The sequence below is a fragment of the Altererythrobacter epoxidivorans genome (genome assembly GCF_001281485.1).
Classification (GTDB): domain Bacteria; phylum Pseudomonadota; class Alphaproteobacteria; order Sphingomonadales; family Sphingomonadaceae; genus Erythrobacter; species Erythrobacter epoxidivorans.
Window position 1 is genome coordinate 2,236,164 of record NZ_CP012669.1, and the last position, 24,235, is coordinate 2,260,398.

General features: G+C 61.9%; 29 protein-coding genes and 1 tRNA gene. 11 read left to right on the plus strand and 19 right to left on the minus strand.

Annotation, left to right across the window (positions count from 1 at the left end; genetic code table 11):
• Positions 1–6: 6 nt before the first annotated feature.
• The gene (locus AMC99_RS11055; RefSeq protein ID WP_061926533.1) at positions 7–297 is read right to left on the minus strand and encodes a YciI family protein; all 291 of its coding nucleotides are present in this window, start codon (positions 295–297) and stop codon (positions 7–9) included.
• Positions 298–376: 79 nt separating this feature from the next.
• Between AMC99_RS11055 and AMC99_RS11060 the strand changes: the two genes are divergently transcribed.
• The 4 genes from AMC99_RS11060 to AMC99_RS11075 are packed head-to-tail and all read left to right on the plus strand — an operon-like array spanning position 377 to position 3,544.
• Positions 377–907 (plus strand): hypothetical protein, encoded by a 531-nt coding sequence (locus AMC99_RS11060; protein WP_061927952.1) that lies wholly within the window; start codon positions 377–379, stop codon positions 905–907.
• Positions 908–966: 59 nt separating this feature from the next.
• A complete protein-coding gene (dcd, locus tag AMC99_RS11065; protein ID WP_061926535.1) occupies positions 967–1,521 on the plus strand; it encodes a dCTP deaminase in 555 nt (184 codons plus the stop codon).
• Between the two features lie 10 nt (positions 1,522–1,531).
• Complete coding sequence (locus AMC99_RS11070) at positions 1,532–2,314, plus strand: thioesterase family protein (RefSeq protein WP_061926537.1); 783 nt, start codon at positions 1,532–1,534, stop codon at positions 2,312–2,314.
• Positions 2,315–2,368: 54 nt separating this feature from the next.
• Positions 2,369–3,544, plus strand: coding sequence for a saccharopine dehydrogenase family protein (locus AMC99_RS11075; protein WP_061926539.1), 1,176 nt, complete (start codon positions 2,369–2,371; stop codon positions 3,542–3,544).
• A 28-nt stretch (positions 3,545–3,572) separates the two neighbouring features.
• Here AMC99_RS11075 and AMC99_RS11080 read toward each other — a convergent pair whose 3' ends face one another.
• Both AMC99_RS11080 and AMC99_RS11085 read right to left on the minus strand, forming a co-directional pair.
• The gene (locus AMC99_RS11080; protein ID WP_083440233.1) at positions 3,573–5,756 is read right to left on the minus strand and encodes a TonB-dependent receptor; all 2,184 of its coding nucleotides are present in this window, start codon (positions 5,754–5,756) and stop codon (positions 3,573–3,575) included.
• A gap of 133 nt (positions 5,757–5,889) precedes the next feature.
• Positions 5,890–5,964 (minus strand) — tRNA-Gly (locus tag AMC99_RS11085).
• A gap of 198 nt (positions 5,965–6,162) precedes the next feature.
• Here AMC99_RS11085 and AMC99_RS11090 point away from each other — a divergent pair.
• Positions 6,163–7,095, plus strand: coding sequence for a tetratricopeptide repeat protein (locus AMC99_RS11090; RefSeq protein ID WP_061926543.1), 933 nt, complete (start codon positions 6,163–6,165; stop codon positions 7,093–7,095).
• A gap of 5 nt (positions 7,096–7,100) precedes the next feature.
• Positions 7,101–7,712, plus strand: coding sequence for an LON peptidase substrate-binding domain-containing protein (locus AMC99_RS11095; protein WP_061926545.1), 612 nt, complete (start codon positions 7,101–7,103; stop codon positions 7,710–7,712).
• A gap of 6 nt (positions 7,713–7,718) precedes the next feature.
• Here AMC99_RS11095 and AMC99_RS11100 read toward each other — a convergent pair whose 3' ends face one another.
• From AMC99_RS11100 to AMC99_RS11125, 6 genes are all read right to left on the minus strand, one after another.
• Complete coding sequence (locus AMC99_RS11100) at positions 7,719–8,342, minus strand: MarC family protein (protein ID WP_061926547.1); 624 nt, start codon at positions 8,340–8,342, stop codon at positions 7,719–7,721.
• On the minus strand, positions 8,339–9,031 hold the full coding sequence (locus AMC99_RS11105; RefSeq protein ID WP_061926548.1) for a Cif family virulence factor: 693 nt from the start codon (positions 9,029–9,031) through the stop codon (positions 8,339–8,341). The genes AMC99_RS11100 and AMC99_RS11105 overlap by 4 nt, the downstream gene beginning before the upstream one ends.
• Positions 9,028–9,921, minus strand: a complete 894-nt coding sequence (folD, locus tag AMC99_RS11110) for a bifunctional methylenetetrahydrofolate dehydrogenase/methenyltetrahydrofolate cyclohydrolase FolD (RefSeq protein WP_061926550.1) — start codon at positions 9,919–9,921, stop codon at positions 9,028–9,030. The genes AMC99_RS11105 and folD overlap by 4 nt, the downstream gene beginning before the upstream one ends.
• Positions 9,921–10,214, minus strand: coding sequence for a YggT family protein (locus tag AMC99_RS11115; protein WP_061926552.1), 294 nt, complete (start codon positions 10,212–10,214; stop codon positions 9,921–9,923). Before AMC99_RS11115 ends, folD begins: the two co-directional genes overlap by 1 nt.
• Before the next feature lie 98 nt (positions 10,215–10,312).
• Positions 10,313–11,212, minus strand: coding sequence for an acetylglutamate kinase (gene argB / locus AMC99_RS11120; RefSeq protein WP_061926554.1), 900 nt, complete (start codon positions 11,210–11,212; stop codon positions 10,313–10,315).
• 73 nt (positions 11,213–11,285) lie between these two features.
• Positions 11,286–11,540 carry an HP1242/YdcH family protein gene (locus AMC99_RS11125; RefSeq protein ID WP_061926556.1) on the minus strand — a complete coding sequence of 85 codons (255 nt, stop codon included), beginning with the start codon at positions 11,538–11,540 and terminating at the stop codon, positions 11,286–11,288.
• 388 nt (positions 11,541–11,928) lie between these two features.
• Between AMC99_RS11125 and AMC99_RS14015 the strand changes: the two genes are divergently transcribed.
• Genes AMC99_RS14015 through AMC99_RS11135 form a run of 3 tightly spaced genes read left to right on the plus strand, consistent with a single transcriptional unit; the run spans position 11,929 to position 13,356 of the window.
• The gene (locus AMC99_RS14015; protein WP_157058312.1) at positions 11,929–12,078 is read left to right on the plus strand and encodes a hypothetical protein; all 150 of its coding nucleotides are present in this window, start codon (positions 11,929–11,931) and stop codon (positions 12,076–12,078) included.
• Positions 12,079–12,129: 51 nt separating this feature from the next.
• Complete coding sequence (locus AMC99_RS11130; RefSeq protein WP_061926558.1) at positions 12,130–12,741, plus strand: thermonuclease family protein; 612 nt, start codon at positions 12,130–12,132, stop codon at positions 12,739–12,741.
• Between the two features lie 12 nt (positions 12,742–12,753).
• Complete coding sequence (locus AMC99_RS11135; RefSeq protein WP_061926561.1) at positions 12,754–13,356, plus strand: hypothetical protein; 603 nt, start codon at positions 12,754–12,756, stop codon at positions 13,354–13,356.
• 7 nt (positions 13,357–13,363) lie between these two features.
• On the opposite strand, the gene AMC99_RS11140 is transcribed toward AMC99_RS11135, so the two are convergent.
• From AMC99_RS11140 to AMC99_RS11155, 4 genes are all read right to left on the minus strand, one after another.
• A complete protein-coding gene (locus AMC99_RS11140) occupies positions 13,364–13,681 on the minus strand; it encodes an excalibur calcium-binding domain-containing protein (protein ID WP_061926563.1) in 318 nt (105 codons plus the stop codon).
• A 15-nt stretch (positions 13,682–13,696) separates the two neighbouring features.
• Positions 13,697–14,038 (minus strand): DUF1294 domain-containing protein, encoded by a 342-nt coding sequence (locus AMC99_RS11145; protein ID WP_083440155.1) that lies wholly within the window; start codon positions 14,036–14,038, stop codon positions 13,697–13,699.
• 130 nt (positions 14,039–14,168) lie between these two features.
• Positions 14,169–15,245: a ribonucleotide-diphosphate reductase subunit beta gene (locus tag AMC99_RS11150; RefSeq protein WP_061927954.1), complete on the minus strand. Its 1,077-nt coding sequence runs from the start codon at positions 15,243–15,245 to the stop codon at positions 14,169–14,171.
• Positions 15,246–15,537: 292 nt separating this feature from the next.
• Positions 15,538–15,927 (minus strand): PepSY domain-containing protein, encoded by a 390-nt coding sequence (locus AMC99_RS11155; protein WP_061926565.1) that lies wholly within the window; start codon positions 15,925–15,927, stop codon positions 15,538–15,540.
• 233 nt (positions 15,928–16,160) lie between these two features.
• Between AMC99_RS11155 and AMC99_RS11160 the strand changes: the two genes are divergently transcribed.
• Positions 16,161–16,406, plus strand: coding sequence for a DUF2171 domain-containing protein (locus AMC99_RS11160; protein ID WP_061926567.1), 246 nt, complete (start codon positions 16,161–16,163; stop codon positions 16,404–16,406).
• A gap of 105 nt (positions 16,407–16,511) precedes the next feature.
• Here the strand turns inward: AMC99_RS11160 and AMC99_RS11165 are convergent, their stop codons facing one another.
• From AMC99_RS11165 to nadB, 5 genes are all read right to left on the minus strand, one after another.
• Entirely contained in the window at positions 16,512–16,895 is a 384-nt protein-coding gene (locus AMC99_RS11165) for a PilZ domain-containing protein (protein WP_061926569.1), read from the minus strand.
• A gap of 171 nt (positions 16,896–17,066) precedes the next feature.
• Positions 17,067–19,118, minus strand: a complete 2,052-nt coding sequence (locus tag AMC99_RS11170; RefSeq protein WP_061926571.1) for a ribonucleoside-diphosphate reductase subunit alpha — start codon at positions 19,116–19,118, stop codon at positions 17,067–17,069.
• Positions 19,119–19,805: 687 nt separating this feature from the next.
• A complete protein-coding gene (locus AMC99_RS11175) occupies positions 19,806–20,702 on the minus strand; it encodes an alpha/beta fold hydrolase (protein WP_061926574.1) in 897 nt (298 codons plus the stop codon).
• A gap of 121 nt (positions 20,703–20,823) precedes the next feature.
• Complete coding sequence (locus AMC99_RS11180; RefSeq protein WP_061926576.1) at positions 20,824–21,297, minus strand: TonB family protein; 474 nt, start codon at positions 21,295–21,297, stop codon at positions 20,824–20,826.
• Between the two features lie 289 nt (positions 21,298–21,586).
• The gene (nadB, locus tag AMC99_RS11185; RefSeq protein ID WP_061927956.1) at positions 21,587–23,173 is read right to left on the minus strand and encodes an L-aspartate oxidase; all 1,587 of its coding nucleotides are present in this window, start codon (positions 23,171–23,173) and stop codon (positions 21,587–21,589) included.
• Between the two features lie 131 nt (positions 23,174–23,304).
• Here nadB and AMC99_RS14020 point away from each other — a divergent pair, with 131 nt between their 5' ends.
• Positions 23,305–23,493: a hypothetical protein gene (locus tag AMC99_RS14020; protein WP_157058313.1), complete on the plus strand. Its 189-nt coding sequence runs from the start codon at positions 23,305–23,307 to the stop codon at positions 23,491–23,493.
• Between the two features lie 4 nt (positions 23,494–23,497).
• On the opposite strand, the gene AMC99_RS11190 is transcribed toward AMC99_RS14020, so the two are convergent.
• A complete protein-coding gene (locus AMC99_RS11190; protein ID WP_061926578.1) occupies positions 23,498–24,235 on the minus strand; it encodes a class I SAM-dependent methyltransferase in 738 nt (245 codons plus the stop codon).

Sequence of the window (24,235 nt, forward strand, 5' to 3'; positions counted from 1 at the left end):
GGCGCTTCAGCCCTTGGACCAGTCTCCGAACAGCGGGTTGAATTCATCCGCGCGGATCGACTGCCACACGCCTGCTGCGAAATAGGGAATCGCTTCCAGCCGTTCGCGTGCCTCTGCCTCGTCCATGGCCTTGATGATCAGCAGTGACCCGACCACCGCCTCGCCCTTGGTCAGCGGACCTGCCACGGCAAAATGCTCGCCGTGCTCGGCAAAATGTTCGAGCAATGCCTCCTGCGTGTGTTCGCGGAAGAAGGCGCCATGCTCACCGTCGCGGCAGTAAAAGGCGAAAAGCTTCATGGCGCGGTTTCTAGGACGAGCATGCCCCGCGCATCAAGCGCCTTGCGCCCGCCCATCCCGGAACGATAGGATGCTTTCGATGCGTCGCGCCCTTCTATCCCTGATCGCCTTGTTCGCCCTCTTGTCGGGAAGCCCCGCACTTGCCGAGGTCAAACTGAGCTTCCACAGCTTCAACGGGTCGGTCATCGTCGGCCGTTATCCGCACGCCTTCATCGTGCTCGAAGGGACTCTCGACGAGAGCGGCAAGGTCGTGAACGAAAACTACGGATTCACCGCAAAAAGCGTCAGCACCAAGATCCTGAGCGGCCCGGTCGAACACGACGTGATGATCGAAGAGGCGAAGTACATTTCCGGCACCAACCGGCACTTCACCATACCGATCAGTGACAAGCAGTATCACCGCATCGTTGCCGAAATGCGCGCCTGGCGCGATGCCCCGGGCAAGTATTACGACCTCGACAATCGCAACTGCATCCACTTCGTCGGCCGTATGGCCGAAATCGTCGGACTGAAGGTCGATTACCCGCAGAAGATGCTGCGCAGGCCGAAGAAGTGGCTGAACCATATCACCGCGCTCAACCCGCAACTGGCTGCGCGTCAGGTCAAGTAATCGGCAAAACTGCGCCATGCGCGCTTGCCCAGCGGCTCGCGATGCGGAATCACAGGGCCATGGCGATTCTCTCCGACAAATGGATCCGCACCCAGGCCCGCGAACACGGCATGATCGAGCCGTTCGAGGAAGCCCAGCGGCGCGACGGTTGCATCTCTTACGGCCTGTCCAGCTACGGCTACGACGCGCGGGTCGCGCCCGAGTTCAAGATCTTCACCAATGTCGACAGCGCGGTTGTCGATCCGAAGGATTTTGCCAGCAACAGCTTTGTCGATCGCGATACCGATGTGTGCGTGATCCCGCCGAACAGCTTCGCACTTGCGCGGACGGTCGAATACTTCCGCATTCCCGAAGACGTGCTGGTCATCTGCCTCGGCAAGAGCACCTATGCGCGCTGCGGCATCATCGTGAACGTCACCCCGCTCGAACCGGGCTGGGAAGGTCATGTCACGCTGGAATTTTCGAACACCACGCCGCTGCCGGCCAAAATCTACGCCAACGAAGGCGCGTGCCAGTTCCTGTTCCTCAAAGGGAACGAGCGGCCCGAGGTGACCTATGCCGACCGCGCGGGCAAATATATGGGCCAGCGCGGGGTAACCCTGCCGCGGCTGTAGAGCAGAAACGATGAGTGTAGCCCGCTTCCCCTTCTGGCGCGTCGTGCCGGGCGAACGGAGCGGCGAATTCGTGCTGCCCGTCATGCCGCCCGCCACGGCGGGGCCGGATGGCGCCCCGCATATCATGGGCGGGGCCGCTCTCGGCGCGATCATCGATGCGATGCAACTCGACAGCGAACTGCCCTTGCTGTGGGCGCAGGTGCAGTTCCTCGGCGCCACGCAACATGCAGAAGAGCTGGCCATTTCCTGCGAACAATGCGGCGGCGGCCAGTCGGTGGCGCAATACGCCGCTTCGGCCAGCGTGAACGGTCGCCCTACCCACCGCGCCAGCGGCGCGCTCGGTTATCGCGAGCCGAATGAGCAGACACTGTTTGCGCAGATGCCGGATGTCGTCGGGCCGGACGATGCGACCCCGGTCGAGATCAGCCATTCTGCGCCGGGCAGCCTTCCCGACCAGTTCGAATATCGCGTCTGCCTTTATGACGAAGCACGCGGCATCCAGGGCGTGTGGACCCGGTCACGGGCCGAATTTCCGGTCGATGCAGGCTGGCTGGCGATAATTTCCGACCTGTTCCTCGGCGCACATCCCGCCTCGCGTGGCGGGTCGAGCCTCGATGCCATGTTCCGTTTCATACAGGGTGCAGAGCCGGGCTGGGTGCTGAGCATGACCGAATTCGCTGCATTCGATCGCGGGGTCGTTCATGGTTCGGCGCGGCATTTCTCGGAAGACGGCCGCCTGCTCGCCATCTCGAGCCAGACGGGCGTTCTGCCCCGCATTCCCCGCGCGTCGTAGCGTCTTTGACTCTCCCGCTTTCCGGGCGCATTCATCGGCGCGAAGGAGAGATACATGGCTACCCGCGAATTCGACATCATCGTTTATGGTGCAACCGGCTACACCGGACGCCTCGTCGCTGAACATTTCGTGCGCGAATACGGCAGCCGGGACGACGGGCCGAAATGGGCCATGGCCGGGCGCAGCCTCGCCAAACTCGAGAGCGTGCGCGACGAGATCGGTGCACCGCAATCGACCCCGCTGGTGGTCGCCGATGCCGACGATGCGGCAAGTCTGGAGGCGATGTGCAACCGCACGCGCGTCGTCATTACGACTGTCGGCCCCTACCAGCTATATGGCGATGCCCTGGTCGCCGCCTGCGTGAAGACCGGAACGGATTACACCGACCTGTGCGGCGAGCCGGTGTGGATGCGCCAGATAATCGACGAGCATCAGGCTGCCGCCGAAGCATCGGGCGCGCATATCTGCTTTTCGAGCGGCTTCGATTCCATCCCCTTCGATCTCGGCGTCCTGATGACGCAAAAGGAGGCCGTGAAGCGCTTCGGCAAGCCTGCGCCGCGCGTGAAGGGGCGCGTCCGCGCCATGCAGGGCGGTGCTTCGGGCGGCACGGTCGCCAGCCTGACCGAAACGATGAAAACGGTCGCGAAGAATCCCAAGCTGATCGGCATCCTGCGGTCGAGCTTCGGCCTGACGCCGGGCTTCGAAGGGCCCGATCAGCCAAGCGGCATGATCCCGCGTTACGAGGAGAAGCTGGGCAAATGGGCCGCGCCCTTCGTCATGGCGCCCATCAACACCAAGAACGTCCATCGCACGAATTTCCTGCTCGGCCATTTGTGGGGCGAGGATTTCCGTTATGACGAGATGGTGCTCACCAGCCCGGGCGAAGCGGGCAAGAAAATGGCCGATGCCGCTGCCGAAATGATGAAGAACCCTTTCGGCGCGAAGCCTCCGAAGCCCGGTGAAGGCCCGACCAAGGAAGAGCGCGAGAACGGGTTCTACGATGTGCTGTTCGTGGCCGAAATGCCCGATGGCGAGAGCCTGCACTATTCGGTCAAGGGCAAGTTCGACCCGGGCTATGGCTCGACCAGCCGCATGATCGCGGAAACCGGCATCGCCCTCCTGTCATGCGACAAGCCGGGCGGCATCGGCACACCCGGCTACTTCCTCGGCGAGGATCTGGTGAAACGGCTGGAGGAACACGCCTCGCTCACCTTCGCTGCCGAAGACTGAGCGCAACGCGGCATCGTTCGCCTCGCCGTCAAAGGCTGAAGCGAACGCTCGCCTTGAAATTGCGACCCGCAACAGGGACGAAGTCCTTGGTGAAGCTGGCATGGCGCCGTCCGTCGACATCGAAGATGTTGTCGGCGCCCACGAGCAGCGTCACCGACTCGTTCCCGCGGATCGGCTTCCAGCTGAGGCTCAGGTTGACGAGCGTGAAACTGTCGGTCGGGGTTTCGAGCGGCGCGACGCGATCCTGCTTTGCAAACCACTGCACTTCTGCGCGTGCATCGAACCGTTCGGTCTGTGCTTCCAGCGCGCCGAGCAGGCTGAGCGGCGGAATACGCGGCAGCGGAGTACCGTCGTCGAGTTCGGCGCGGATGTAGTCGCCTCGCAGGTCTGCCAGCAGCGCGAACGGTCCGTTGTCGTAGATCGGTAGGGAAATCTCGCCCTCGACACCGAAATAGCTGGCATCCGCCTGAAGATATTCGAACACCGGCAGACCGTCTTCAATGTCGCCGGTCGCAGACTGGTAGATATAGTCGCTGAACCACTGCTTGAAGACGGCGACGTTGAGTTCCGCCCCGGCGATACGGCCGCGGAGGAAGGCTTCTGCGCCGAGCGCTGTTTCCGATTTGAGATCCGGATCGCCGACTTCGAACGCCTGCGTCGCGATATGCGCGCCGTTCGAGAACATTTCCTCCGCACTCGGGGCGCGTGCAGCGCGAGACAGGTTGATGCCGTATCGCAGCGCCTGGTCGGTCTCGTAAACGAGGCTGACAGCGCCTGAAACTGTGTTGAAGCTGCGATCTTCGCCGATCGATTTCGCCGTCACGGTCGATGTCTCGAAGCGCCCGGCTGCTTCGACCTGGATCGGGCCACCGCCGAATTCCTGCAGCGCGAAGACTGCGAACTGCTCGGTTTCGTTGGGCGCGATATAGGCTTCTTCGCCGGTCGCGAGGAAATCGCGGTAGTAATATTGCGCGCCGACCGAACCGCGCCATGTGCGCGTGTCCTTCTGGACGAGTTCCATGCGCGCTTCGAGGCCCTGGACGTCGAAGGTCGTGCCGACTTCGTCCCCTTCGAGCTCGCTGTGAGAATAATCGCTGAAACCGACGCGGGTCTTCAGCTGTTCGAACATGCCGCTGCCCAGTGCCAGTTCGCCGCGCAGATCGGCGCGGAACTGGTGGAGGTCGATCGACACTTCCTCGTCCTCGCCGCCACCCGGGCGGACCGGTACGCCATAGACCGTATCGTAAACGCCGATCGAGGCACCCAGATTGCTTTCGCCGGCGAAGAAAGCTGCACCGATATTGCCGGTGTAGGTCTCGGTCGCACTACCCGGCAACGTGCCGCGAAGGTTCGCAAGATCGCGAAGTTCACCTGCGGCATCGGGATCGGAACCGGCGACGTCGTCTGCCTGCGTCAGGAGTTCGGAACGCAGCGTGGGCGAAGCGACATAGCCGCCAATCCCGAGATCGCCGGTCTTGCGCCATGAGCCATCGGCATGAACCACGAATTTCGACCCGACCGGAAGATCGACCGACAGGCCTGCCTCGCGCTTGTCGGAAACGGTATCGAGGCTAGCGAGCCCGTCGACATGGATCGGTTCCGACGGGATGCGCAGCGGTATCCGCTTGTCGATCACATTTACCGCGCCACCGATCGCCTGGCTGCCGAACAGCATCACAGCAGGTCCTCGCAGGACTTCGATACGCTCGGCCGTAAGCGGGTCGATTGTTACCGCGTGGTCGGCAGAGGTGTTGGAAATATCGATCGAGCCGAGCCCGTCGACCAGCACGCGGACGCGGTCGCCCGAAAAGCCGCGCAGAACGGGGCGCGAGGCGCCTGGCGAAAACCCGGTCGCCGAAACACCCGGCAGTTTGGCGAGCACTTCGCCCACCTGTCCGGCCATCTCGCGCTGCAGTTCAAGCGCTTCGATCACCGAAGTCCCGGCGAGCAGGTCGAGCTGCTTCAAACCGGAAGCCGAGACGATGATATTGCCCTGGTAGTCGAGCGAGCGGCTGTGAAAATCGTCCTGCCCCGCGTCTGCACGGTCAGCGGCAACCTCGTCCTTCGCCGGTTCCGCATGCTCTTGCCCTTCCGCCGGGTCGGCCTGCTGCGCATATGCAGGGACCGCCGCGAAACACATGGCAAGGACGCTCGCAATCGCGAGACGGGAGACGATCCGGGTTGTTTTCATCGGGGAGGACGGCGCTTTCATCGATACATCATGTGATAACATATCGTAGCGGATAGCGATGTATTTGGAACGCGCAAGCACAAATGCCCGCCCATCGACGAACGGCACCGACGGACCGACGGTCCGTGCGCGAATATTCCGATGCTGGAGGAAATGGAGCGGGCGAGGCGATTCGAACGCCCGACCCCAACCTTGGCAAGGTTGTGCTCTACCCCTGAGCTACGCCCGCTCACTGACGCTCTACCGGGAATCAATGCTTCCCGGTGGGGAGGCGCGCAACTAGCAACGGTTTTCAAAGGCCGCAAGGGGAAAAACGCGCCTTGTTTGCACATGGCCGAAATCCCCTTCACATTGCGCCGCGAGGACCCACATTGGGCCTACGCTAGTAACACGATACCGACACGCAAGGGGACAAGACTTGGCCAGCATGGGGCTCAATCTCGACGAACAGAAAGCGGTCGACCGCTTCCGCAAGGACGTAGTCGAACCTTCGATGACCAAGTTGGTCATCCTCGATTTCTGGGCAGAGTGGTGCGGACCGTGCAAGGCACTCGCCCCGACGCTGGAGAAGGTCGCTGCGGAATATGCCGACAAGGGCGTGGTCCTCGCCAAGGTCAATGTCGATGAAGAACAATTTATCGCCAGCCAGTTCCAGGTCCAGTCGATTCCGACTGTCTATGCCATGTTCCAGGGGCAACCCGTCGCCGACCTGACCAACGCCCGCAGCGAAACGCAGCTCAAGCAGGTGCTCGACCAGTTGCTCGGCCAGTTGCCGATCGGCGGGGGCGATGCAGCAGAGGGACAGGGCCAGCAGGGCCCCTCTGCCGAAGACATCGCCCAGTTCATCGCAATGGCGGAACAGATCCTCGCCGATGGCGATGCCGAACGTGCAGCCGGGATGTTCGGACAGGTTGTCGAAATGGCGCCGGACAATGGTGCAGCGCAGGCAGGGCTGGTGCGTTCGCTGGTCCAGGCCGGACACGTCGATGAAGCACGCGCTGTCATGCAGGCTGCCGAGAACAATCCCTCGCTCGCCAGCGACCCCGCCATTGCCGCTGCGAAAAGTGCGCTCGAACTGGCAGGCAATCCGGTCGATGAAGGCGAGCTTGCCGCACTTCGCGACGCAGCGCAGTCCAGCCCTGATGACATGGACAAGCAGCTGGCGTTTGCCGAGGCTGCGTTTGCCGCGGGCCAGCGTGACGAGACCGCCGACACCCTGCTGCAGATGGTCGAAACAGATCGTGAATGGAACGATGGTGCGGCGCGCGCCAAGCTGCTGCAGATCTTCGAAGCGGTCGGTCTTGAAGATGCCTGGGTCGTTTCGACCCGCCGCCGCCTGTCCAAAATCCTGTTCGGCTGAGGACTGTGAGCAAGCGGCTTTCCATATTTCCCCTGCCCGGCGCGATCCTGTTTCCGGGCCTGCAACTGCCGCTCCACATCTTCGAGCCGCGATACCGTGCGCTCGTTTCCGATGCGCTTGCCCGCGACCGTTTGATTGCAATGATCCAGCCGCAGCGTCCGGTCGATGGCGCGCCGCTCTACAATGTCGGCTGCGTCGGGAGGATCGGCGATGTCGAGGCGCTCGACGATGGTCGCTTCAACATCGTGCTCGAGGGCGAGGCGCGTTTCAGGATGATGCGCGAACTCGATGTCACGACCGCATTCCGCCAGGTCGAGGCTGAACTGATTGACGACGGTGATGACGAATTCGTTTCTGCCGTCGAACGTGCCGCCTTCGAACAGGAAGCGCGTCATTTTGCCGATGTGCAGGGGTACAGCGTTGACTGGGATTCGGTTTCGCGGCTCGACGACCAGTCGCTGATCAACGGCGTTTCCCAGATCGCCCCGTTCGATCCGGCATCGAAACAGGCATTGCTGGAGGCACCCGACCTTCCGTCGCGGTGCAAGCTGCTGATCCAGCTGATGCAGTTCTATGGCTTTCGCGACGACGGCGACGAGATCGTCACCCTCCAGTAAGGCGGGCTAGATCCCGAAGCTGCCCTTCAGCCCGTCGATGACATACTGAGCGGCCAGTGCTGCGAGCAGCACGCCGAGCAAACGGGTGATCACTGCCTCGACCCGGTCGCCGAGCAGGCGGATCAGCGGACGCGCTGCGACCAGAGCAGCGGCTGTGATAAGCAAGACCGCACCAAGCGCGCCGAGCACCACCAGCGATTCCTCGAAATCGTCGGCCTCGTTCATCAGCAGCATGATCGCGGCAATCGCGCCGGGCCCTGCCAGCATCGGCATTGCCATCGGGAACACCGACACATCTTCGACCTCGGGCGTCGCAGCCACTTTTTCGGCGCGTTCCTCGCGCCGCTGCGTTCGCTTCTCGAACACCATTTCGAACGCGATGAAGAACAGCATGAGCCCGCCGGCTATGCGGAAACTGTCGAGCTGGATGTGCAGGGCGCCGAGGAGATCTTCACCGAACAATGCGAAGATCAGCAGGATGACCGTCGCTATCGCACTGGCGCGGATCGCCATCGAGCGCGCTTGCGCCGCTGACGCGCCCTTGGTCAGGCCGGCATAGATCGGCGCACAACCGGGCGGGTCGATCACGACGAAAAGCGTGATAAAGGCGGAGATGAACAGCTCCATCATTCGGCACCCGGCGGTACGGCGACGTCGATCACAATCGCCATTTCCTCGCCCTTTGCCTGCCAGACACGGAAATAACGCGTCGCTGGCGAACCGGCGACCTGGAAAGTCCATGCCAGCGTGCCGTCGGCCGACTGTCGGATATTGAGGCCGTCGGCGACAATCGGGAGCGGTTTGCCAACAGCAGAACAATCCCCGATCGCGCTACCGATCAAGTCCGGCTTTGCAGGCGCCTCGGCTTGCGGGAAACCGAAGTCGAAAATGTAGCGATATTCGCCATCCTGCTGGCGTTCCCACACGGTGTAGAAGGTGCCAACCGAACCGCCCGGCTCCTGAAACGCCCCCTGCGATACGGCGAGCGAACCGTCGCAGCTCATCCGGACAAAGTGCGGCTCCCATTGTACCGCCTGCGCAGGATCGACCTGCTGCGCCAGCCACGGCTTTGCCTCGATCGCGCCATTGGCGCCGAAGATCAGCGCGTTGTCGGCGGCAAACTCCTTAAAGGCGGTCCACTGTCCCTTTTCCCTCGCCATGCGGGCGAAGGCGAGTTCAGTCGAAACGATAGTACTCGGCTGTGCCTGGCCGGGTGCACCTGCCAGCGCGCGGTTGATCGCACGATCCGGCATAGAGGGGCGCGAGCCTGCGCATGATGCAAGCGCGAGCGTCGCAAGGATGAGTGCGAAGTTCCTCACAGCCCTTCCGGATCCCCCAGCCCTGCATTGCGATAGGCGGCGACAATCGTGTTGCGGAGCAGCACGGCAATGGTCGTCGCGCCGACTCCGCCGGGCACCGGTGTGATCGCGCGTACGTGGCCCACTGCCTCGTCGAAGGCGACATCGCCCACGATGCGTCCTTTTTCCTCGCCCGGTTCGGGATCGAGCCGGTTGATCCCGCCGTCGAGCACGATCGCACCCGATTTGAGCCAGTCGCCCTTGATCAGGAAGGGTACGCCGACCGCTGCCACGACGATGTCGGCGCGGCGCAGCACCTCGGGCAGGTTGCGCGTGCGGCTGTGCGCCATGGTAACGGTGCAGTTTTCGGCCAGCAGCAACTGCGCCATCGGTTTGCCGAACAGGATCGAACGGCCAACGACGACTGCATCCATGCCGCTCAGGTCGCCGAGCATGTCCTTCAGGATCATGGTGCAGCCGAGCGGCGTGCAGGACACCAGCGCATCCATGCCGAGAACCAGCCTGCCAGCATTTGTCGGGGTGATGCCGTCGACGTCCTTGTCCGGGTCGATCTCCGCAATCACGGCCTTTTCGTCGAGGTTTTTGGGCAATGGCAATTGCACCAGGATGCCGTCGACCGCGTCGTCCGCATTGAGCTTGCGCACCAGCGCGACGAGTTCGTCCTGCGGCGTATCGGCGGGCAGGCGGTATTCGAAGCTTTCCATCCCTGCAGCGACGGTCGCCTTGCCCTTGCTGCGGACATAGACCTGGCTAGCCGGATCTTCGCCCACCAGCACGACGGCAAGGCCAGCCTTGCGCCCGGTCTTGTCGGTAAATGCAGCGGCCTTTTCGCCGATCTTCTCGCGAAGCTTGGCGGCAAAGGCTTTCCCGTCGATCTGTACCGCGGTCATCAGACGCTCCGGATAACGCTGCCAAGCACGATCATGACGATCTGCAGCAGGATGATCAGCACCAGCGGCGAGAAATCGATCGCGCCGGTGCTGGGCAGCAGGTTCCGGATCGGGCGCAGCACCGGGTCGAGCAGGCGGTTGATGGAGTTGTAGAACGCGGTCAGGAATTCGTTCGAAGGGTTCACCACATTGAAGGCGAACAGCAATCCGATCACGAACTGGATGATGATCAGCATCACCAGCACATTCGTGAGCAGACCGATAATCTGGTAAATCGCGAGAAGGGCTTCCATTGTGTCGTCGTCCTGTTGCGGGCGTCCCGGGGCTCCCGCGTATTACCTTTGCAATACGCCGGACGCCACCCCTAGCGCGCCGATCTTTCGAGCTGTCGTCAGGCCTTGCGGATCAGCGTGCCTGCGCCGCGCGCGGTGAAGAATTCGAGCAGCATCGCGTGCGCCACGCGCCCGTCGAGAACTACCGCCGCTTCGCAGCCGCTCTCGACCGCGCTGACGCAGGTTTCGAGCTTGGGGATCATGCCGCCCGATATCGTCCCATCATCCTTCAGCCCGGCGATGTCCGCAGGCGTCAGGTCGGTCATCAGCTCGCCCTGCTTGTCGAGGACACCGGCAACATCGGTCAGGAGGAACAGCCTCGCCGCGCCGAGCGCCGCCGCAATCGCGCCTGCCATCGTGTCGGCATTGATGTTGTAGGTATGCCCGTCATCGCCCGCACCGATCGGGGCGATGATGGGGATCATCCCGGCATTTACCGCCGTATCGATGATCGTCGTATCGACATGCGCCGGCTCGCCGACGAAGCCGAGGTCGATCGCGCTTTCGATATTGCTGTCCGGATCCTTGACCGTGCGCTGCGCCTTGACCGCAGTGACCAGTCCGCCGTCCTTGCCCGAAATACCGAGAGCCTTGCCGCCAGCCTTGGCGATCCAGCCGACCAGTTCCTTGTTGATCGCGCCCGACAGCACCATTTCGGCAACTTCGGCAGTGGCCTTGTCGGTGACCCGCAAGCCATCGACGAAAGTGCTTTCGACGCCCAGCTTCTTGAGCATGGCGCCGATCTGCGGCCCGCCCCCGTGGACGACGACCGGGTTGATGCCGACCGCCTTCAGCAGCACGATGTCCTGCGCGAAATCCTCTGCCGCCTCGGGATCGCCCATGGCGTGCCCGCCGTATTTCACCACGAAAGTGCGCCCGGCATAGCGCTGGAAATAAGGCAAAGCCTCGATCAGCACTTCCGCCTTTGCGAGGCTGACCTTGTCGCTGCTGGCACTCATCGCGAAACACTCCTGCGCCTTGATTGCCGCGCGCTTAGCGGCTTGGCGCAGGAGAGGAAAGGCCTAGCCGGATTCAGGCGGCCGCCCGCGCCTTGTCGATGATGGCGGTAATCTCGTCGAGCAGGCCCAGGCGCTTCTTCTTGAGCGCTTCGGTCCGTTCGTCGCTCGCCGCTTCGGCTTCGCTTTCGATGCGGTGCACTTCGCGGTTCACCTCGTGATATTCATCGGCGAGCCGCGCGTAATGCGCATTGTCCTGCTTCAGCCGGGTGACGAGTTCGCGGTCGCGCCTGAAAATCTCGGTCAGTTCATTGGGTGTGTGCTGCGACATGGATCATCCTTCCTTGGATCGATTGACGAGCCATCAGGATAATTTGCGGTCACAAAGCGTCGTTGATGCAAATCAATTTCGCAGCCGCGACAAGCGAAAGGCGAAAAAATTCCTGCCGCTTAAACCCTACTCGATGGAACACATGGAACACAGTCCAATGGGCCAAAAACCGTCGTTCTAATCCCATTCTGTCGTTTCCATACAAGAAATTACATAAAACCTGCGAGGGATTTACATTATATCGGACCCGGACAGAGTAGGACATGATTTCAATGCTCTATCGCCGGTAGGATTTTGTTAATTCCCCGGTCGTAGCGAATTCCTATCGATCCGGGTCGCTCGATATTTCCCAGACGCATAAAGCGCAGGGAACGAGGAGGACGAGAGGATGTATTGGGACGAGTCAGTAGCCGACAAGGGGCGCCGGAGCGGCGTGGACAGGCGCAAGGCACAGTTGCCCTTCGCCGGACCCGACCGCCGCGTGAACGAGCGGCGCTGCGGCAGCGATCGGCGCAGCAGCCCGCGACACGATTACTGAGAGCGGACAAGAACCGCTGACCGGGCGCGGCGCGCGTGCTATCGCGCAGCCATGGGCAAGGTCATACCATTCAGGAAACGCACCAACTGGACCAAGGCAGACGCCTACGCCCTGCAATCGGGCAAGCGTCGCGGCGGTGGTGGGCCAAAGCCCCCGAGGAGCGGCGGCAGTGCCGCAAGGCTCGGCAGGATCGCCGCGATACTGGTGATTGCAGCCGTTATCCTGGTTTCGACCTGGTGGCAGGCCGACGAGATGTTCGGACCGCCCGAGGGATCGCAAGTCTCCCAGACATTCGGCATCTGCGGCGCGAAGGGCCGCGGCAGCTATTGCACCAGCGACGGCGACACGGTGACCATCGGTTATGGCAAGACGGCGCGGCGCATCCGCCTGACCGGCTATGACGCGCCCGAGATCGAGGGCGCCTGTCCCGCCGAAAGCGCCAAGGCGCAAGAGGCGGAGACGGCGCTACGAAACTGGCTCAACGCAGGCCCTTTTGAATGGGATGGCGGCACGCAGCCCCCGCGCGACCAGTACGGGCGCGAGCTGCGCTATGCCTGGCGCACGGCGGCAGACGGTTCGGTCGAATACCTTGCCACCCACATGATCGACGCGGGCCTCGCCAGCGGCGATGGCTGGGGCCAGTCGGCCGACTGGTGCGGGTGAGGGTTGGCGGCGATGGGCAGCGTCAGACAGGTCGAGGTCTCGCCCGATAGCCTGCTCGCCCGATATGGCAGCGCGCAGGATTACCGCGACTGCTTCGCCCGCGAGGTTGCAGGCCATGTCACGCTCGAACAATTCATCGAGAGATTTTACTGCAGCGCGGCCTTCCGGCCCGAACGGATCGTGCTCGGCCTGATCGGTCGCGGGGCCAGCAATGCCGATGCCCGTGCCCTCGCCCGCGGAGAGACCGACAGATTCGCGGTGTGGGAAGTTGTCGAGCGGTCCGACCTGCCCTCAGGCAGCAAAGCGGTAGGGCATGAAAGACACGAAATCCTTTTACATTCGAAGGACACCGGCACTGCGAGTTGGTTGGCGGTGTCCTCAGGTAGCGCAGCGATAGGACAGACAGGAACGTCCTTAAGCAGTGGAGCGGTAGGACAGACAGGAACGTCCTCAAGTAGCGCAGCGGTAGGACAATCAAGAAATCCTGGCACGACGACGCTCTATTTCGGAAGCTGGGTCGGCAACCTGGGCCAGAGCGGCTGGCGCTTCATGCAGCAGGCGCATGTCCTGTATTCGCGGGTGTTGCTGGAGAGTGCGGCGGACACTTTCCTCTAAGTCTTCATTATTCGTCAGGTCGCGGCTCGCACGCGATCCCATCGCCATCACCATCCATGTGCAAGCCATAGCCCGGATCACCTCGATGTAGCGGTGCTTTGCCCAATGCGCGGACCTCGTTGCAGCCTTCGTAATAGACGCTCTCTTCGACTGATTTTTGGTCCGCACGCGATTGCCCAGCCAGGGGCAGCACTACCCACCAGAGCACCGATGAAATCGCAATCGTCGCAGCAACGACGACGAAAAAGAGAAGTAGCGGATTACTCGTGAGGCTTTGGCCCGCGTCATTTGCCTCCGTATCTTCAGTGGGAAGCGAGTTACTCAACCTTCTGTCCTCCCATTAATAATTATCTTGGGCATGAACTGGTAAATCTGAATCAACTTCAGATCTTCTCATTTCTGTCGCCTCATCCAGCCCTGCAATCGAAGCTAAACCGGCCGCAACAACTTGCAAGACCGCGATCGTGTGCAAGCGAGAACTGAAGGGCTGCTTGCGCGTCTTGTGGCGAAACACTTGTCGACCGGCATAAGCGCCTGCTGTGCCGCCGATCAGCGAAAGGTTCAGAAGCGTCGCCTCGCTTATGCGACTGCGTCCTCCTTCCGCCAAGCTCTTGTCGAGACCGAAGGCCGCGAAAGTCATTACGTTCAAAGCAATTAGGTAATAGGTGACCCATTCCGCCATCGAACGATTGCCCGCCTGAAAGTATTAGCCGCATAACGAGCATATTTTTCTGTTCATGCAAAGAAAAAGGGCTCCCGAGGGAGCCCTTCTCTTTTCGAGCGACATTGTCGCTGGTGGGCTGTTCGAAGTCTCACTCCGCCGCTTCGGCTCCAGTGCCGTTCGCAGGCGCCGAGGTTTCGCCGAACATGTCCGGACCTTCGTCCACGGACCCTTCCTCGTTCGCAGCCTTGGCTTTCTGGCGCTTGTCGAAGCTCGACCAGACGGTGTTCCAGTCGCCCTTGGTCGCGCCCTTCGAATATTCGGTCGCGCGCTGTTCGAAGAAGTTGGCGTGCTCCACGCCATTCAGTAGCGGGGCGAGCCAGGGTAGCGGGTGGTCGTCGATCATGTAGATCGGCTGCAGGCCAAGCTGGCCGAGGCGCCAGTCGGCGATGTAGCGGATGTACTTCTTGATTTCCTTCGGCGTCATCCCGCTGACGGGACCCATTTCGAAGGCGAGGTCGATGAAGTTGTCTTCGAGGCGCACCGACTTCTGGCAGATGTCGATGATGTCTTCCTTCACCGCCTTGGTGTAGCAGTCGCGTTCGCGAACGAATTCGTGGAACAGGCGCACGATCCCTTCGCAGTGGAGGCTTTCGTCGCGCACCGACCAGCTGACGATCTGCCCCATGCCCTTCATCTTGTTGAAGCGCGGGAAGTTCATCAACATGGCGAAGCTGGCGAACAGCTGCATGCCTTCGGTGAAGCCGCCGAATGCCGCCAGCGTGCGGGCGATATCCTCGTCCGTGTCGACGCCGAAGATCTGCAGGTAATCGTGCTTGTCCTTCATTTCCTCGTATTCGAGGAAGGCGCCATATTCGCTTTCGGGCATGCCGATCGTGTCGAGCAGGTGCGAATACGCCGCGATGTGGACCGTTTCCATGTTGCTGAACGCGGTCAGCATCATCTTGATTTCCGTCGGCTTGAACACGCGGCCATACTTGTCGTGATAGCAATCCTGCACCTCGACATCGGCCTGGGTGAAGAATCGGAAGATCTGCGTCAGCAGGTTGCGCTCGTGCTCGGACAGCTTCTGCGCCCAGTCGCGGCAGTCCTCGCCCAGCGGGACTTCTTCGGGCAGCCAGTGGACCTGCTGCTGGCGCTTCCAGAATTCATACGCCCACGGATATTCGAAGGGCTTGTAGGTCTTTCTGGCTTCGAGCAACGACATCTTGTGGTCCTTCTGATTGGCGCGTGAAGTCCCAGCATATGAATCATGGCTGTGATTCGATAGCAAGGGGTGAATTTATATGGGGTCTTTTCCACCCCTTTTCACCCCTCCCGGGCGCGGCGGCCCGCACCCGCGATGGCGATTGGCAGGCATGTGTAACCGGGGAGCCACGCAAGGGGCGCATCACTTTCACTGGGAAGCGAATTGCGCCCCAACCCCGCCGCAAACGAACCTCCACGGCGGGGCTGATAGGCGACTTGTGCGCCCTGCGCTGCACTGCGTCAGCGGGCGATTACTTCCAGAACCATCGGTCCTTTGCGTCGCGGCGACGGCGATCGAGCCACATCCGCACGTAGATCCACACGCCCGACAGCGCGAAGAACATCAGCGCCAGGCCCGAGAGGACACTGATCGCGGTGCCGGCGGGTCCGAATTCCTCGCCCGAGTGCAAGTGGTGGAAGAAGCCGACAAGGCTGCGCGGACCGGTTTCGGTGCGCGGCGGGCTGCAGCGCCATCCTTCGGGGCACTCGAATCCCGGCGGCGGGGTCTGTGCAGCAAGCTCGGCAGCGGTCGGCTCGGGCACCGGCCACAGCACCGCCCACTGGCTGAGCACGCCCGTCGTGGCGATGAAGAAAATGAAGATGCCGAAGAATACCGACAGCCAGCGGTGCCATTTGCGCATGTAAAGAGAATCCTGTTTGCGAGTGATTTGCAATTGCAACTACACGCTGGTGGCGATTAGGCAAGCGCTGGATTGTCGCGTTTGGTCGCGCGGGTGGATAGGCCCGATTTCTACCACTCCACGAGCCGTTCACGAGCTTCGACGAGCCGAGGAACGAATGCCCTCCCCGAGCCGTTATATAGACATAACCCATTCAAAAAGAACGCGAATTAGCGCGTTCGGAAAGAGAATTTATGTTTGAGAAGTTCCGCATCAACGAGCACATGGAAGTCGCAGATTGCAAGGGGAACCACGTGGGCACCGTCGATGAAGTCGATGGCGACGCGATCAAGCTGACCAAGTCTGACAGCAGCGACGACATGCACCATTTCCTCGCCATGTCCGACGTGGACAAGATCGACGACAACCGCGTCTATCTGAAGGAGGGCGTGCGCATCCCGGACGGTCTCGGCACCAAGGCGACACTCGAAAACGCCTGAACCAGCGATAATATGAAGCCGGAATAACCGGCATTAAGGCCCCGGCCCGATCTTCCCCTCATGAGGATCGCCCGGGGTTCTTGCGATTCCTGGCCGGAGAACCGGTCAGCAGAAACGGCGAACCATGCCGGTCGGCGCTGCCGGTTGCGGTGCAGCGGCTGGCCGTTCGGCAGGCAGGGACTCGACCGGCGCGCGCGGCGGCATCTTGCCGCTGAGCACCTGCTCGATCTCGTCGCCGCTCATCGGGCGGACGAAGGATACGCCTACCTGCCCGTCTTCGCGCCAGCGGACGAAGCAACGGTGCGGGCCCGTGCCATTGATCATGATGTTGGTCGGTGCGCCGACGAACAACGCCGGATCGTCATCCGCAAAACGGCATCCGCCATCCGAGAGGTCGTGCACGGTGATATCGAACAGCCGCCCCTGGCTGGTGCAGCACTGCCCCGCCAGTTCCGTCTGTTTACGTTCTACCTTGCGCGTTCTCATCATCGCAGACACCCCTGCCAGAAATGGCTCGAATTCCGGTGCATCCGGGATAGCGCAAGATGCCTAACGTCTCGTTAAGTCTGCTTGCAGGCATGGCGCGAAGCGGGAGCGGCAATGAAAAAGGGGACGCCCCTTCGGACATCCCCCTTTCGCAATCGAATTGATCCGATCGTTTTACTGGCAGGCGAGGCATTCCTCGTAGTCGGTCTGTTCGCCGCCCGCCTGAAGTTCGAACTTGGTAGCGTCCTTGGTGTTGTCCGCTTCCACGCCGCCGGCGAAACCGGCGCGCTGTACCGACTTCGAACGCAGGTAGTAGAGCGACTTGATGCCCTTCTCCCATGCCTGGAAGTGCAGCATCATCAGGTCCCACTTGTCGACGTCGGCCGGGATGAACAGGTTCAGCGACTGCGCCTGGTCGATGTAGGGCGCACGGTCTGCAGCGAATTCGAGCAGCCAGCGCTGGTCGATTTCGAAGCTGGTCTTGAAGGTCGCCTTTTCTTCCGGCGTCAGGAAGTCGAGGTGCTGGACCGAACCGCCCTTCTCGAGGATCGAGTTCCACACATTGGTCGAATCTTTCGACTTTTCGCGCAGCACCTTCTCCAGATACGGGTTCTTCACGATGAAGCTGCCCGACAGCGTCTTGTGCGTGTAGATATTGGCCGGGATCGGTTCGATACAGGCCGAAGCACCGCCGCAGATGATCGAGATCGACGCCGTCGGAGCGATCGCCATCTTGCAGCTGAAGCGTTCCATCGCGCCCATTTCTTCGGCGTCGGGGCAAGCACCGCGTTCTTGCGCCAGCAGCATCGATGCTTCCGAAGCCTTGCCCTGGATATGCTTGAACATCTTCAGGTTCCAGACCTTCGCCATCGGGCTTTCGAAGCCGATGTTCTTCTGCTGGAGGAAGGAGTGGAAGCCCATCACGCCGAGACCGACCGACCGTTCGCGCGCGGCCGAATACTTGGCGCGTGCCATTTCGTCGGGTGCGCGGTCGATATAGTCCTGCAGGACATTGTCGAGGAAGCGCATCACGTCTTCGATGAAGGTCTTGTCGCTGTTCCACTCGTCCCACTTTTCGAGGTTGAGCGAAGACAGGCAGCAAACCGCCGTACGGTCGTTGCCGAGGTGGTCGCGGCCAGTCGGCAGGGTGATCTCGGCGCAGAGGTTCGAGGTCGAGACCTTCAGGCCCAGTTCGCGGTGATGCTTGGGCATCATGCGGTTCACCGTGTCGGAGAACACGATGTAGGGCTCGCCCGTGGCAAGGCGGGTTTCAACCAGCTTCTGGAACAGCGAGCGCGCATTCACGGTGCTGCGAACGCTGCCGTCACGCGGGCTCTTGAGATCGAACTCCTCGCCGTTGCGGACCGCTTCCATGAAATCGTCGGTGACGAGCACGCCGTGGTGCAGGTTCAGCGCCTTGCGGTTGAAGTCGCCCGAAGGTTTGCGGATCTCGAGGAATTCCTCGATCTCGGGGTGCGAGATGTCGATGTAGCAGGCGGCCGAACCACGGCGCAGCGAACCCTGCGAAATCGCGAGCGTCAGGCTGTCCATCACGCGGACGAAGGGGATGATGCCGCTGGTCTTGCCGTTGAGGCCGACGGGTTCGCCGATGCCGCGGACATTGCCCCAATAGGTGCCGATGCCGCCGCCCTTCGAAGCGAGCCACACGTTCTCGTTCCAGGTGCCGACGATACCATCGAGGCTGTCTTCGACACTGTTGAGATAGCAGCTGATCGGCAGGCCGCGATTGGTGCCGCCATTCGACAGCACCGGCGTTGCCGGCATGAACCACAGCTTCGAAATATAGTCGTAGAGGCGCTGCGCGTGATCCTGATCGTCGGCATAGGCATCGGCCACGCGTGCGAACAGGTCCTGGTATTGTTCACCGGGCAGCAGATAGCGGTCGGTCAGGGTTTCCTTGCCGAATTCGGTCAGGTTCTCGTCACGCGATTCATCGATCGTGATGTTGAACCGGCGATCGTTGATCTTCTTCGAATCGATATCGACGGCGGATTTCGCGACCTGTGCCATGGCACCGGCCAGCGCTTCGCCGGCCTTTTCGGCGACCAGCTCGTCCGTGCCCTTGTCTGCCTGTTCCATGCCTACTGCCTTTGCCCCTTTCGCGGGCTTGGAGGACTTCGCCGTGGGCGCTTCGGGTGCCGGGGCCGTATTCGTAATATCTTGCTCCAGACCCATCGCCGCTTCGTCTCCAGTCCTCAATTCCATTTTTTGCCCCGCTTCCGTTCTGCCCCGAGGAACAACCGCTTCCAAGCGCCGATGTTCCGTATGTGTTCGACTCGGCAGGGATGCCCCCACCTAGCAATTTCCGGGCGTCGACGGTGAATTAGTTTTCCCGTTTTTGCCCACAGCTCTCAGACAAAATGCGACCCGCAAGACCGAATCGTTCCCTGCCCGCAGATATGGTGTTTCTGCGTCAAATAACTAGGTCTTGTGTGTGCCCCCGCGTCTGGAACCACTAGATAGTGAATCAGACGGGACTCGCACGCAAGAGGGTTAAACGCGATTAACCTTCAAGTTCCGGGGAAAGCATCGGGTGTGTTGCGCTGATAAAACAGGGCGACGCGTGGACAATCCTTGGGTTTGCCGCTGCGCAAGCCCCTAAATGAATCCGTGAAAAAATTTTTGCGGGCAAAAGGGCTGTGCAGGGGTTGAGAATCAATCGAATCCTGACGCGCAATTTTCGAATCCGGAGCCGCCCTCGGGGAAGGTCTCAAACTGCCTGCAAATGGCATGGGCACGTTCGCCGGATGCGCTCGACCGGCACGCCCGATGATCGGCCCGGGGGCCGTGTCCGTTAACGCTGTTCAACGCTGCACTGGCCCCGATTCGGATCGGCAGCGCCCCTTGCCCGATTCGCGGGGGAGAGAGATTCCCACCCCTCGCAAACCGGAATCAGGCGGTCGCCATTGCCGATTTCGCGTGGGCCGCAATCTCGTCTGCCAGCGTGTCGACGAGCGCCACCGGCAGATCGTGACCCCAGCCCGGGATCGTGCGGATCTTCGCGCCGCGGATGGCCTCTGCCGTGGCGCGGCCGCCCTCGACCCTGACCAGCGGATCGTCTTCGCCGTGCAGGACCAGCGTCGGCACATCGACCTTGGCCAACCGCGCCGTGCGGTCGCCATCGTCGATGATCGCGGCCATCTGGCGCACCATCCCTTCGGGATAGACCGACCGGCGCACGCCCTCGCGTACACGTTCTCGGTGCCATTCGGGATCGGGGCGATAGCCCGGACTGCCGATCGCCCGGGACACCTTCATCCCGTGTTCGACCAGCACATCTTCTTCCATAGATTGCGGACGCTGCGTCAGCGCCTGCATCGCGGTCTTTTGTGCCGGGGGCAGCTTAGGATTGCCGGTGGTCGAAAAGATCGAGGTCAGGCTGTTGACCCTTTCCGGGTGGTTCACGGCGACGAGCTGGGCGATCATCCCGCCCATCGATCCGCCGACGACATGTGCCTTGTCGATGCCAAGGCCGTCGAGCACGCCGACGCCGTCTGCCGCCATGTCGCTCAGCGTATAGGGAACCTTCGGCGGGAAACCGAGCCGCTTGCGGATCACGTGCCAGGCGATGCCGGGTACTTTTTCGCCATGCAGCTTGTCGCTCAGGCCGATATCGCGATTGTCGTAGCGAATGACGCGGAAGCCGCGCCCGGCGAGCGCTTCGACGAATTCCATCGGCCACAGCGTCATCTGCGCGCCGAGGCCCATGATCAGCAGCATGGGCGGATCGCCCGCATTGCCATGCTCGTCATATTCGAAATTCAGCCCGTTCGCCGATACCTGAGGCATGCCATCCCTTTCCCTGTTCCTCGCAACGAGAGAGCGGGCGATCGTGCCGCCCGCTCTACCTGTGTGTCAGTCTGGAGAATTATCCGGGAAACGGCAAGCAATGCCGCCGACAGGGTCCGGATCAGCCGCCGATCAGGATGACCTCTTCGGCATCGCCGCGTGCCATGCGGTCACGCTCGCTCTGGCGCAGTTCCTTCACGAAGTTCACCTTCTGCAGGTCGTTGCGGGCGAACACTATGTTGGCCTGGAACGTCCTGTTGGCAACGGAGCTGACAGGGGCATCGCCGAGGCTGTCGAGAAGCGAGACGGCTGTGATGGCATTGTCATCGGTGCGATCGTTGCCGGAACTGCGCATGACCGAGATGTCCTCTGCCTTGCCGTTCTGGTCGACGGTGAAGCGCAGTTGCACGATGCCCGGCTTCGATGCGCCATTGTGCCATTCGGCCTTTTCGAGCGCGCTGTTGAGTTCGTTGGTGACCCGCGCGGACCACTGGTCCATCTGCGGCTTCGTCTGCACGACGATGTCGTCGGCAAAGGCGGGAGCGGCAACTGTCATTGCGGTTGCGGCGAGGGCGAGCTTTACAAAATTCGTCATAGGATCATCCTTTCAATCTTGAGGGATGACCGGCCATTTTTGACCAAGGTTGCTGAGCACAGTCCCGTACACTCGTGCCAAGGCTACATAGGTCGATCGGGAGACGGACCCTGTCAGGGATTGGTCGCTTGGGGGTCGGGCCCGCCTCCTGTTTTGAAGATGGCAGGGGCCGACAAAAACACCAGTTGCGCTCTGCCAATCGCGGCTGCGCTCTGCGAAAGTCGATCAGGCCCGATGAACGGCGAACGATGCCCGACAAATGGAAATCGGGTGCCGGGGCCGTCCGCCGCTAGGGCACAAGGATAGTATCGCGCGCGACGGAATCGGTTTCGGGGTAGTCGAGCGTGAAGTGCAGCCCGCGGCTTTCGTGGCGCGCGAGGGCGCTCTTCACGATCAGTTCCGATGCCTTGAGCAGGTTGCGAAGCTCGATCAGGTCGGTCGTGACGCGGAAGTGGCCGTAATAATCCTCGACCTCGTCGGTCAGCAGCTTGATGCGGTGCGCGGCCCGTTCCAGCCGCTTGGTCGTCCGCACGATGCCGACATAGTTCCACATGAAGCGGCGTATCTCGGTCCAGTTCTGCTTGATAACGACTTCCTCGTCGGAATCGGTCACGCGGCTTTCGTCCCAGTCCTTGATCGGCGGAGGCGCATCGAGCTTGTCCCAGCAATCGAGGATGTCCTTCGCCGCGGCTTCCCCGAACACGAAGCATTCGAGCAGGCTGTTCGATGCGAGGCGGTTCGCCCCGTGCAGCCCGCTTTCGGTGCATTCGCCTGCCGCCCATAGCCCCGGAAGGTCGGTGCGCGCGTCGAGATCCACCAGAACGCCGCCGCAGGTGTAATGCTGCGCCGGGACGACAGGGATCGGACCTTTCGTCATGTCGATGCCCAGGCCCATCAGTTTTTCATGGATGGTCGGGAAATGCTCTTTCACGAATTCGGGCGGCTGGTGGCTGATGTCGAGGTGGACGTAGTCGAGGCCATAACGCTTGATCTGGTCGTCGTTCGCGCGCGCCACGATGTCGCGGGGGGCAAGCTCCAGCCGCTCGGGATCGTACTTCTCCATGTACCGCTCACCCGTCACCGGGTTGAACAGGCGGCCGCCCTCTCCGCGCACGGCCTCTGTAATGAGGAAGTTCTTGACCTCGAGGTTGTAGAGGCAGGTCGGGTGGAACTGCATCATCTCCATATTGGAGACGCGCGCACCCGCCCGCCATGCCATTGCAATCCCGTCGCCCGTCGCGCCGCGCGGCGCGGTCGAAAACAGGTAGCAGCGACCGGCGCCGCCTGCGGCCAGGATCGTCGCCTTGGCCACGTGCTTCTTCACCGTGCCGCTTTCCTCGTCGAGCGCATAGGCGCCCCAGACGCGGCCATCGCCCGAAAACTTCTCGCCGTGGCGACCGGTGATGAAGTCGATGCAGGTCTGCCCCGGCAACAGCGTGATATTGGGATTGGCCTTCGCCGCGTTGAGCAGGGCTTCCTGCACCGCCCAGCCGGTCGCATCGTTCACATGGACGATGCGGCGGTGGCTATGTCCGCCTTCACGCGTCAGGTGCAGGTCGCCGTCTTCGCGATTGAAGGGCACGCCCAGTTCGCACAGCCGGTCGATCGAGGCAGGCGCATTCTCAATGACGAACTCGACCGTCTCGCGCCGGTTCAATCCCGCGCCAGCGATCATCGTGTCGCGGATGTGATTGTCGAAGGTGTCGCCAGCATCGAGCACGGCGGCAATCCCGCCCTGCGCCCATGCCGTCGAACCGCCGGTCAACGATCCCTTGGCCAGCACCAGTACCTTTTTCGTCTGGGCGAGGGCCAGCGCTGCAGTGAGGCCGGCAGCACCGGAGCCGATGATTAGGACGTCGTGGTTCGCTTCGTTCATGCCGCGCTTCATGCCCTTCGCATCACCGTGCGGCAAGCAGAGAACGGCCCGTCGAATTGGCGATGGGGTTCGCCCGTGCCCGCGCTAAGGCAGGATCGACAGGGGCGGGGGCTTCTGGAGGGTCGCGAATAATGAAACTTGGTATGCTCGCCTGCGCGCTCGGGCGACATTCGGTCGACAAGACCAACCTGCGCAAGGCAGGCGGGATGCACGTGGGACGGTGCCGCAACTGCAATACGCACATGGAAGAGATAGAGCCGCATGTCTGGAGCGTCCTGCGCGTCAGGGACGCAGGACTGGGTCCGCACCGGCTGGGCTGAAGTGTCAGTCGAACTCGGCTACGACCAGACGATAGCCTGCGTCGTAGCTGTCGGCCGACATCAGTTCGGCATGGGCCTGTTCCCATGCCCCGCTGGCTAGATCGTCTTCGAGCCTCTGCAGGCCCGCTTCCAGTCCGTCGAGCTTCCAGAACGACGAGCTACCCTTGCGGATGCGGGGGTCGAGATAGGCCTGCGGCCTGCGCCAGTACGCGTAGAGGAACCCGTCGATGCAATCGTGCGGGATCGGGACCGTCGTGATCGAGACGGGCCCCAGGTGGCGCACATATTCCTCCATCGCCGGCATCTGCTCGGCATCGAGTTCAGCGAGGGCAGGCAGGTAATCGAGCAACCACGCATCGCGGCAATCGGGATCGAATGTCAGCAGCACGGCGCGCTTTCGTGCCACCCGCCGCATCTCCGACAGGCCCGCGGCGAGGTCACCCCAATGATGGACGGTCAGGATGGCAAGCGCCGCATCGACGCTCTTGTCATCCAGGGGCAGCGCCTCTGCCGTGCCCTGATAGGCCGGTGCGGAGCCTTCCGGTCGCTGTGCAATCATTTCTGCCGAAGGTTCGACCGCGGCGACCGTTTTTCCGACAGGCTCGTACGATCCGGCACCGGCGCCGATATTCACCACGCTTTCGGCATCGCCCAGTGCAGCCTCGATGGCAGCGGCAATGCGCGGGTCTGGGCGGCGCAGATTGGCGTAATCGATGCCGATGGTGTCGTAGAGCGCAACCAT

Excerpts from the sequence above, each read along its gene's own strand:
- AMC99_RS11055 (WP_061926533.1), bottom strand. The coding sequence starts at position 297 with ATGAAGCTTTTCGCCTTTTACTGCCGCGACGGTGAGCATGGCGCCTTC.
- AMC99_RS11060 (WP_061927952.1), top strand. The coding sequence starts at position 377 with ATGCGTCGCGCCCTTCTATCCCTGATCGCCTTGTTCGCCCTCTTGTCG.
- dcd (WP_061926535.1), top strand. The coding sequence starts at position 967 with ATGGCGATTCTCTCCGACAAATGGATCCGCACCCAGGCCCGCGAACAC.
- AMC99_RS11070 (WP_061926537.1), top strand. The coding sequence starts at position 1,532 with ATGAGTGTAGCCCGCTTCCCCTTCTGGCGCGTCGTGCCGGGCGAACGG.
- AMC99_RS11075 (WP_061926539.1), top strand. The coding sequence starts at position 2,369 with ATGGCTACCCGCGAATTCGACATCATCGTTTATGGTGCAACCGGCTAC.
- AMC99_RS11080 (WP_083440233.1), bottom strand. The coding sequence starts at position 5,756 with ATGAAAGCGCCGTCCTCCCCGATGAAAACAACCCGGATCGTCTCCCGT.
- AMC99_RS11090 (WP_061926543.1), top strand. The coding sequence starts at position 6,163 with ATGGGGCTCAATCTCGACGAACAGAAAGCGGTCGACCGCTTCCGCAAG.
- AMC99_RS11100 (WP_061926547.1), bottom strand. The coding sequence starts at position 8,342 with ATGATGGAGCTGTTCATCTCCGCCTTTATCACGCTTTTCGTCGTGATC.
- folD (WP_061926550.1), bottom strand. The coding sequence starts at position 9,921 with ATGACCGCGGTACAGATCGACGGGAAAGCCTTTGCCGCCAAGCTTCGC.
- AMC99_RS11115 (WP_061926552.1), bottom strand. The coding sequence starts at position 10,214 with ATGGAAGCCCTTCTCGCGATTTACCAGATTATCGGTCTGCTCACGAAT.
- argB (WP_061926554.1), bottom strand. The coding sequence starts at position 11,212 with ATGAGTGCCAGCAGCGACAAGGTCAGCCTCGCAAAGGCGGAAGTGCTG.
- AMC99_RS11125 (WP_061926556.1), bottom strand. The coding sequence starts at position 11,540 with ATGTCGCAGCACACACCCAATGAACTGACCGAGATTTTCAGGCGCGAC.
- AMC99_RS14015 (WP_157058312.1), top strand. The coding sequence starts at position 11,929 with ATGTATTGGGACGAGTCAGTAGCCGACAAGGGGCGCCGGAGCGGCGTG.
- AMC99_RS11130 (WP_061926558.1), top strand. The coding sequence starts at position 12,130 with ATGGGCAAGGTCATACCATTCAGGAAACGCACCAACTGGACCAAGGCA.
- AMC99_RS11135 (WP_061926561.1), top strand. The coding sequence starts at position 12,754 with ATGGGCAGCGTCAGACAGGTCGAGGTCTCGCCCGATAGCCTGCTCGCC.
- AMC99_RS11145 (WP_083440155.1), bottom strand. The coding sequence starts at position 14,038 with ATGGCGGAATGGGTCACCTATTACCTAATTGCTTTGAACGTAATGACT.
- AMC99_RS11150 (WP_061927954.1), bottom strand. The coding sequence starts at position 15,245 with ATGTCGTTGCTCGAAGCCAGAAAGACCTACAAGCCCTTCGAATATCCG.
- AMC99_RS11155 (WP_061926565.1), bottom strand. The coding sequence starts at position 15,927 with ATGCGCAAATGGCACCGCTGGCTGTCGGTATTCTTCGGCATCTTCATT.
- AMC99_RS11160 (WP_061926567.1), top strand. The coding sequence starts at position 16,161 with ATGTTTGAGAAGTTCCGCATCAACGAGCACATGGAAGTCGCAGATTGC.
- AMC99_RS11165 (WP_061926569.1), bottom strand. The coding sequence starts at position 16,895 with ATGATGAGAACGCGCAAGGTAGAACGTAAACAGACGGAACTGGCGGGG.
- AMC99_RS11170 (WP_061926571.1), bottom strand. The coding sequence starts at position 19,118 with ATGGAATTGAGGACTGGAGACGAAGCGGCGATGGGTCTGGAGCAAGAT.
- AMC99_RS11175 (WP_061926574.1), bottom strand. The coding sequence starts at position 20,702 with ATGCCTCAGGTATCGGCGAACGGGCTGAATTTCGAATATGACGAGCAT.
- AMC99_RS11180 (WP_061926576.1), bottom strand. The coding sequence starts at position 21,297 with ATGACGAATTTTGTAAAGCTCGCCCTCGCCGCAACCGCAATGACAGTT.
- nadB (WP_061927956.1), bottom strand. The coding sequence starts at position 23,173 with ATGAACGAAGCGAACCACGACGTCCTAATCATCGGCTCCGGTGCTGCC.
- AMC99_RS14020 (WP_157058313.1), top strand. The coding sequence starts at position 23,305 with ATGAAACTTGGTATGCTCGCCTGCGCGCTCGGGCGACATTCGGTCGAC.
- AMC99_RS11190 (WP_061926578.1), bottom strand. The coding sequence starts at position 24,235 with ATGGTTGCGCTCTACGACACCATCGGCATCGATTACGCCAATCTGCGC.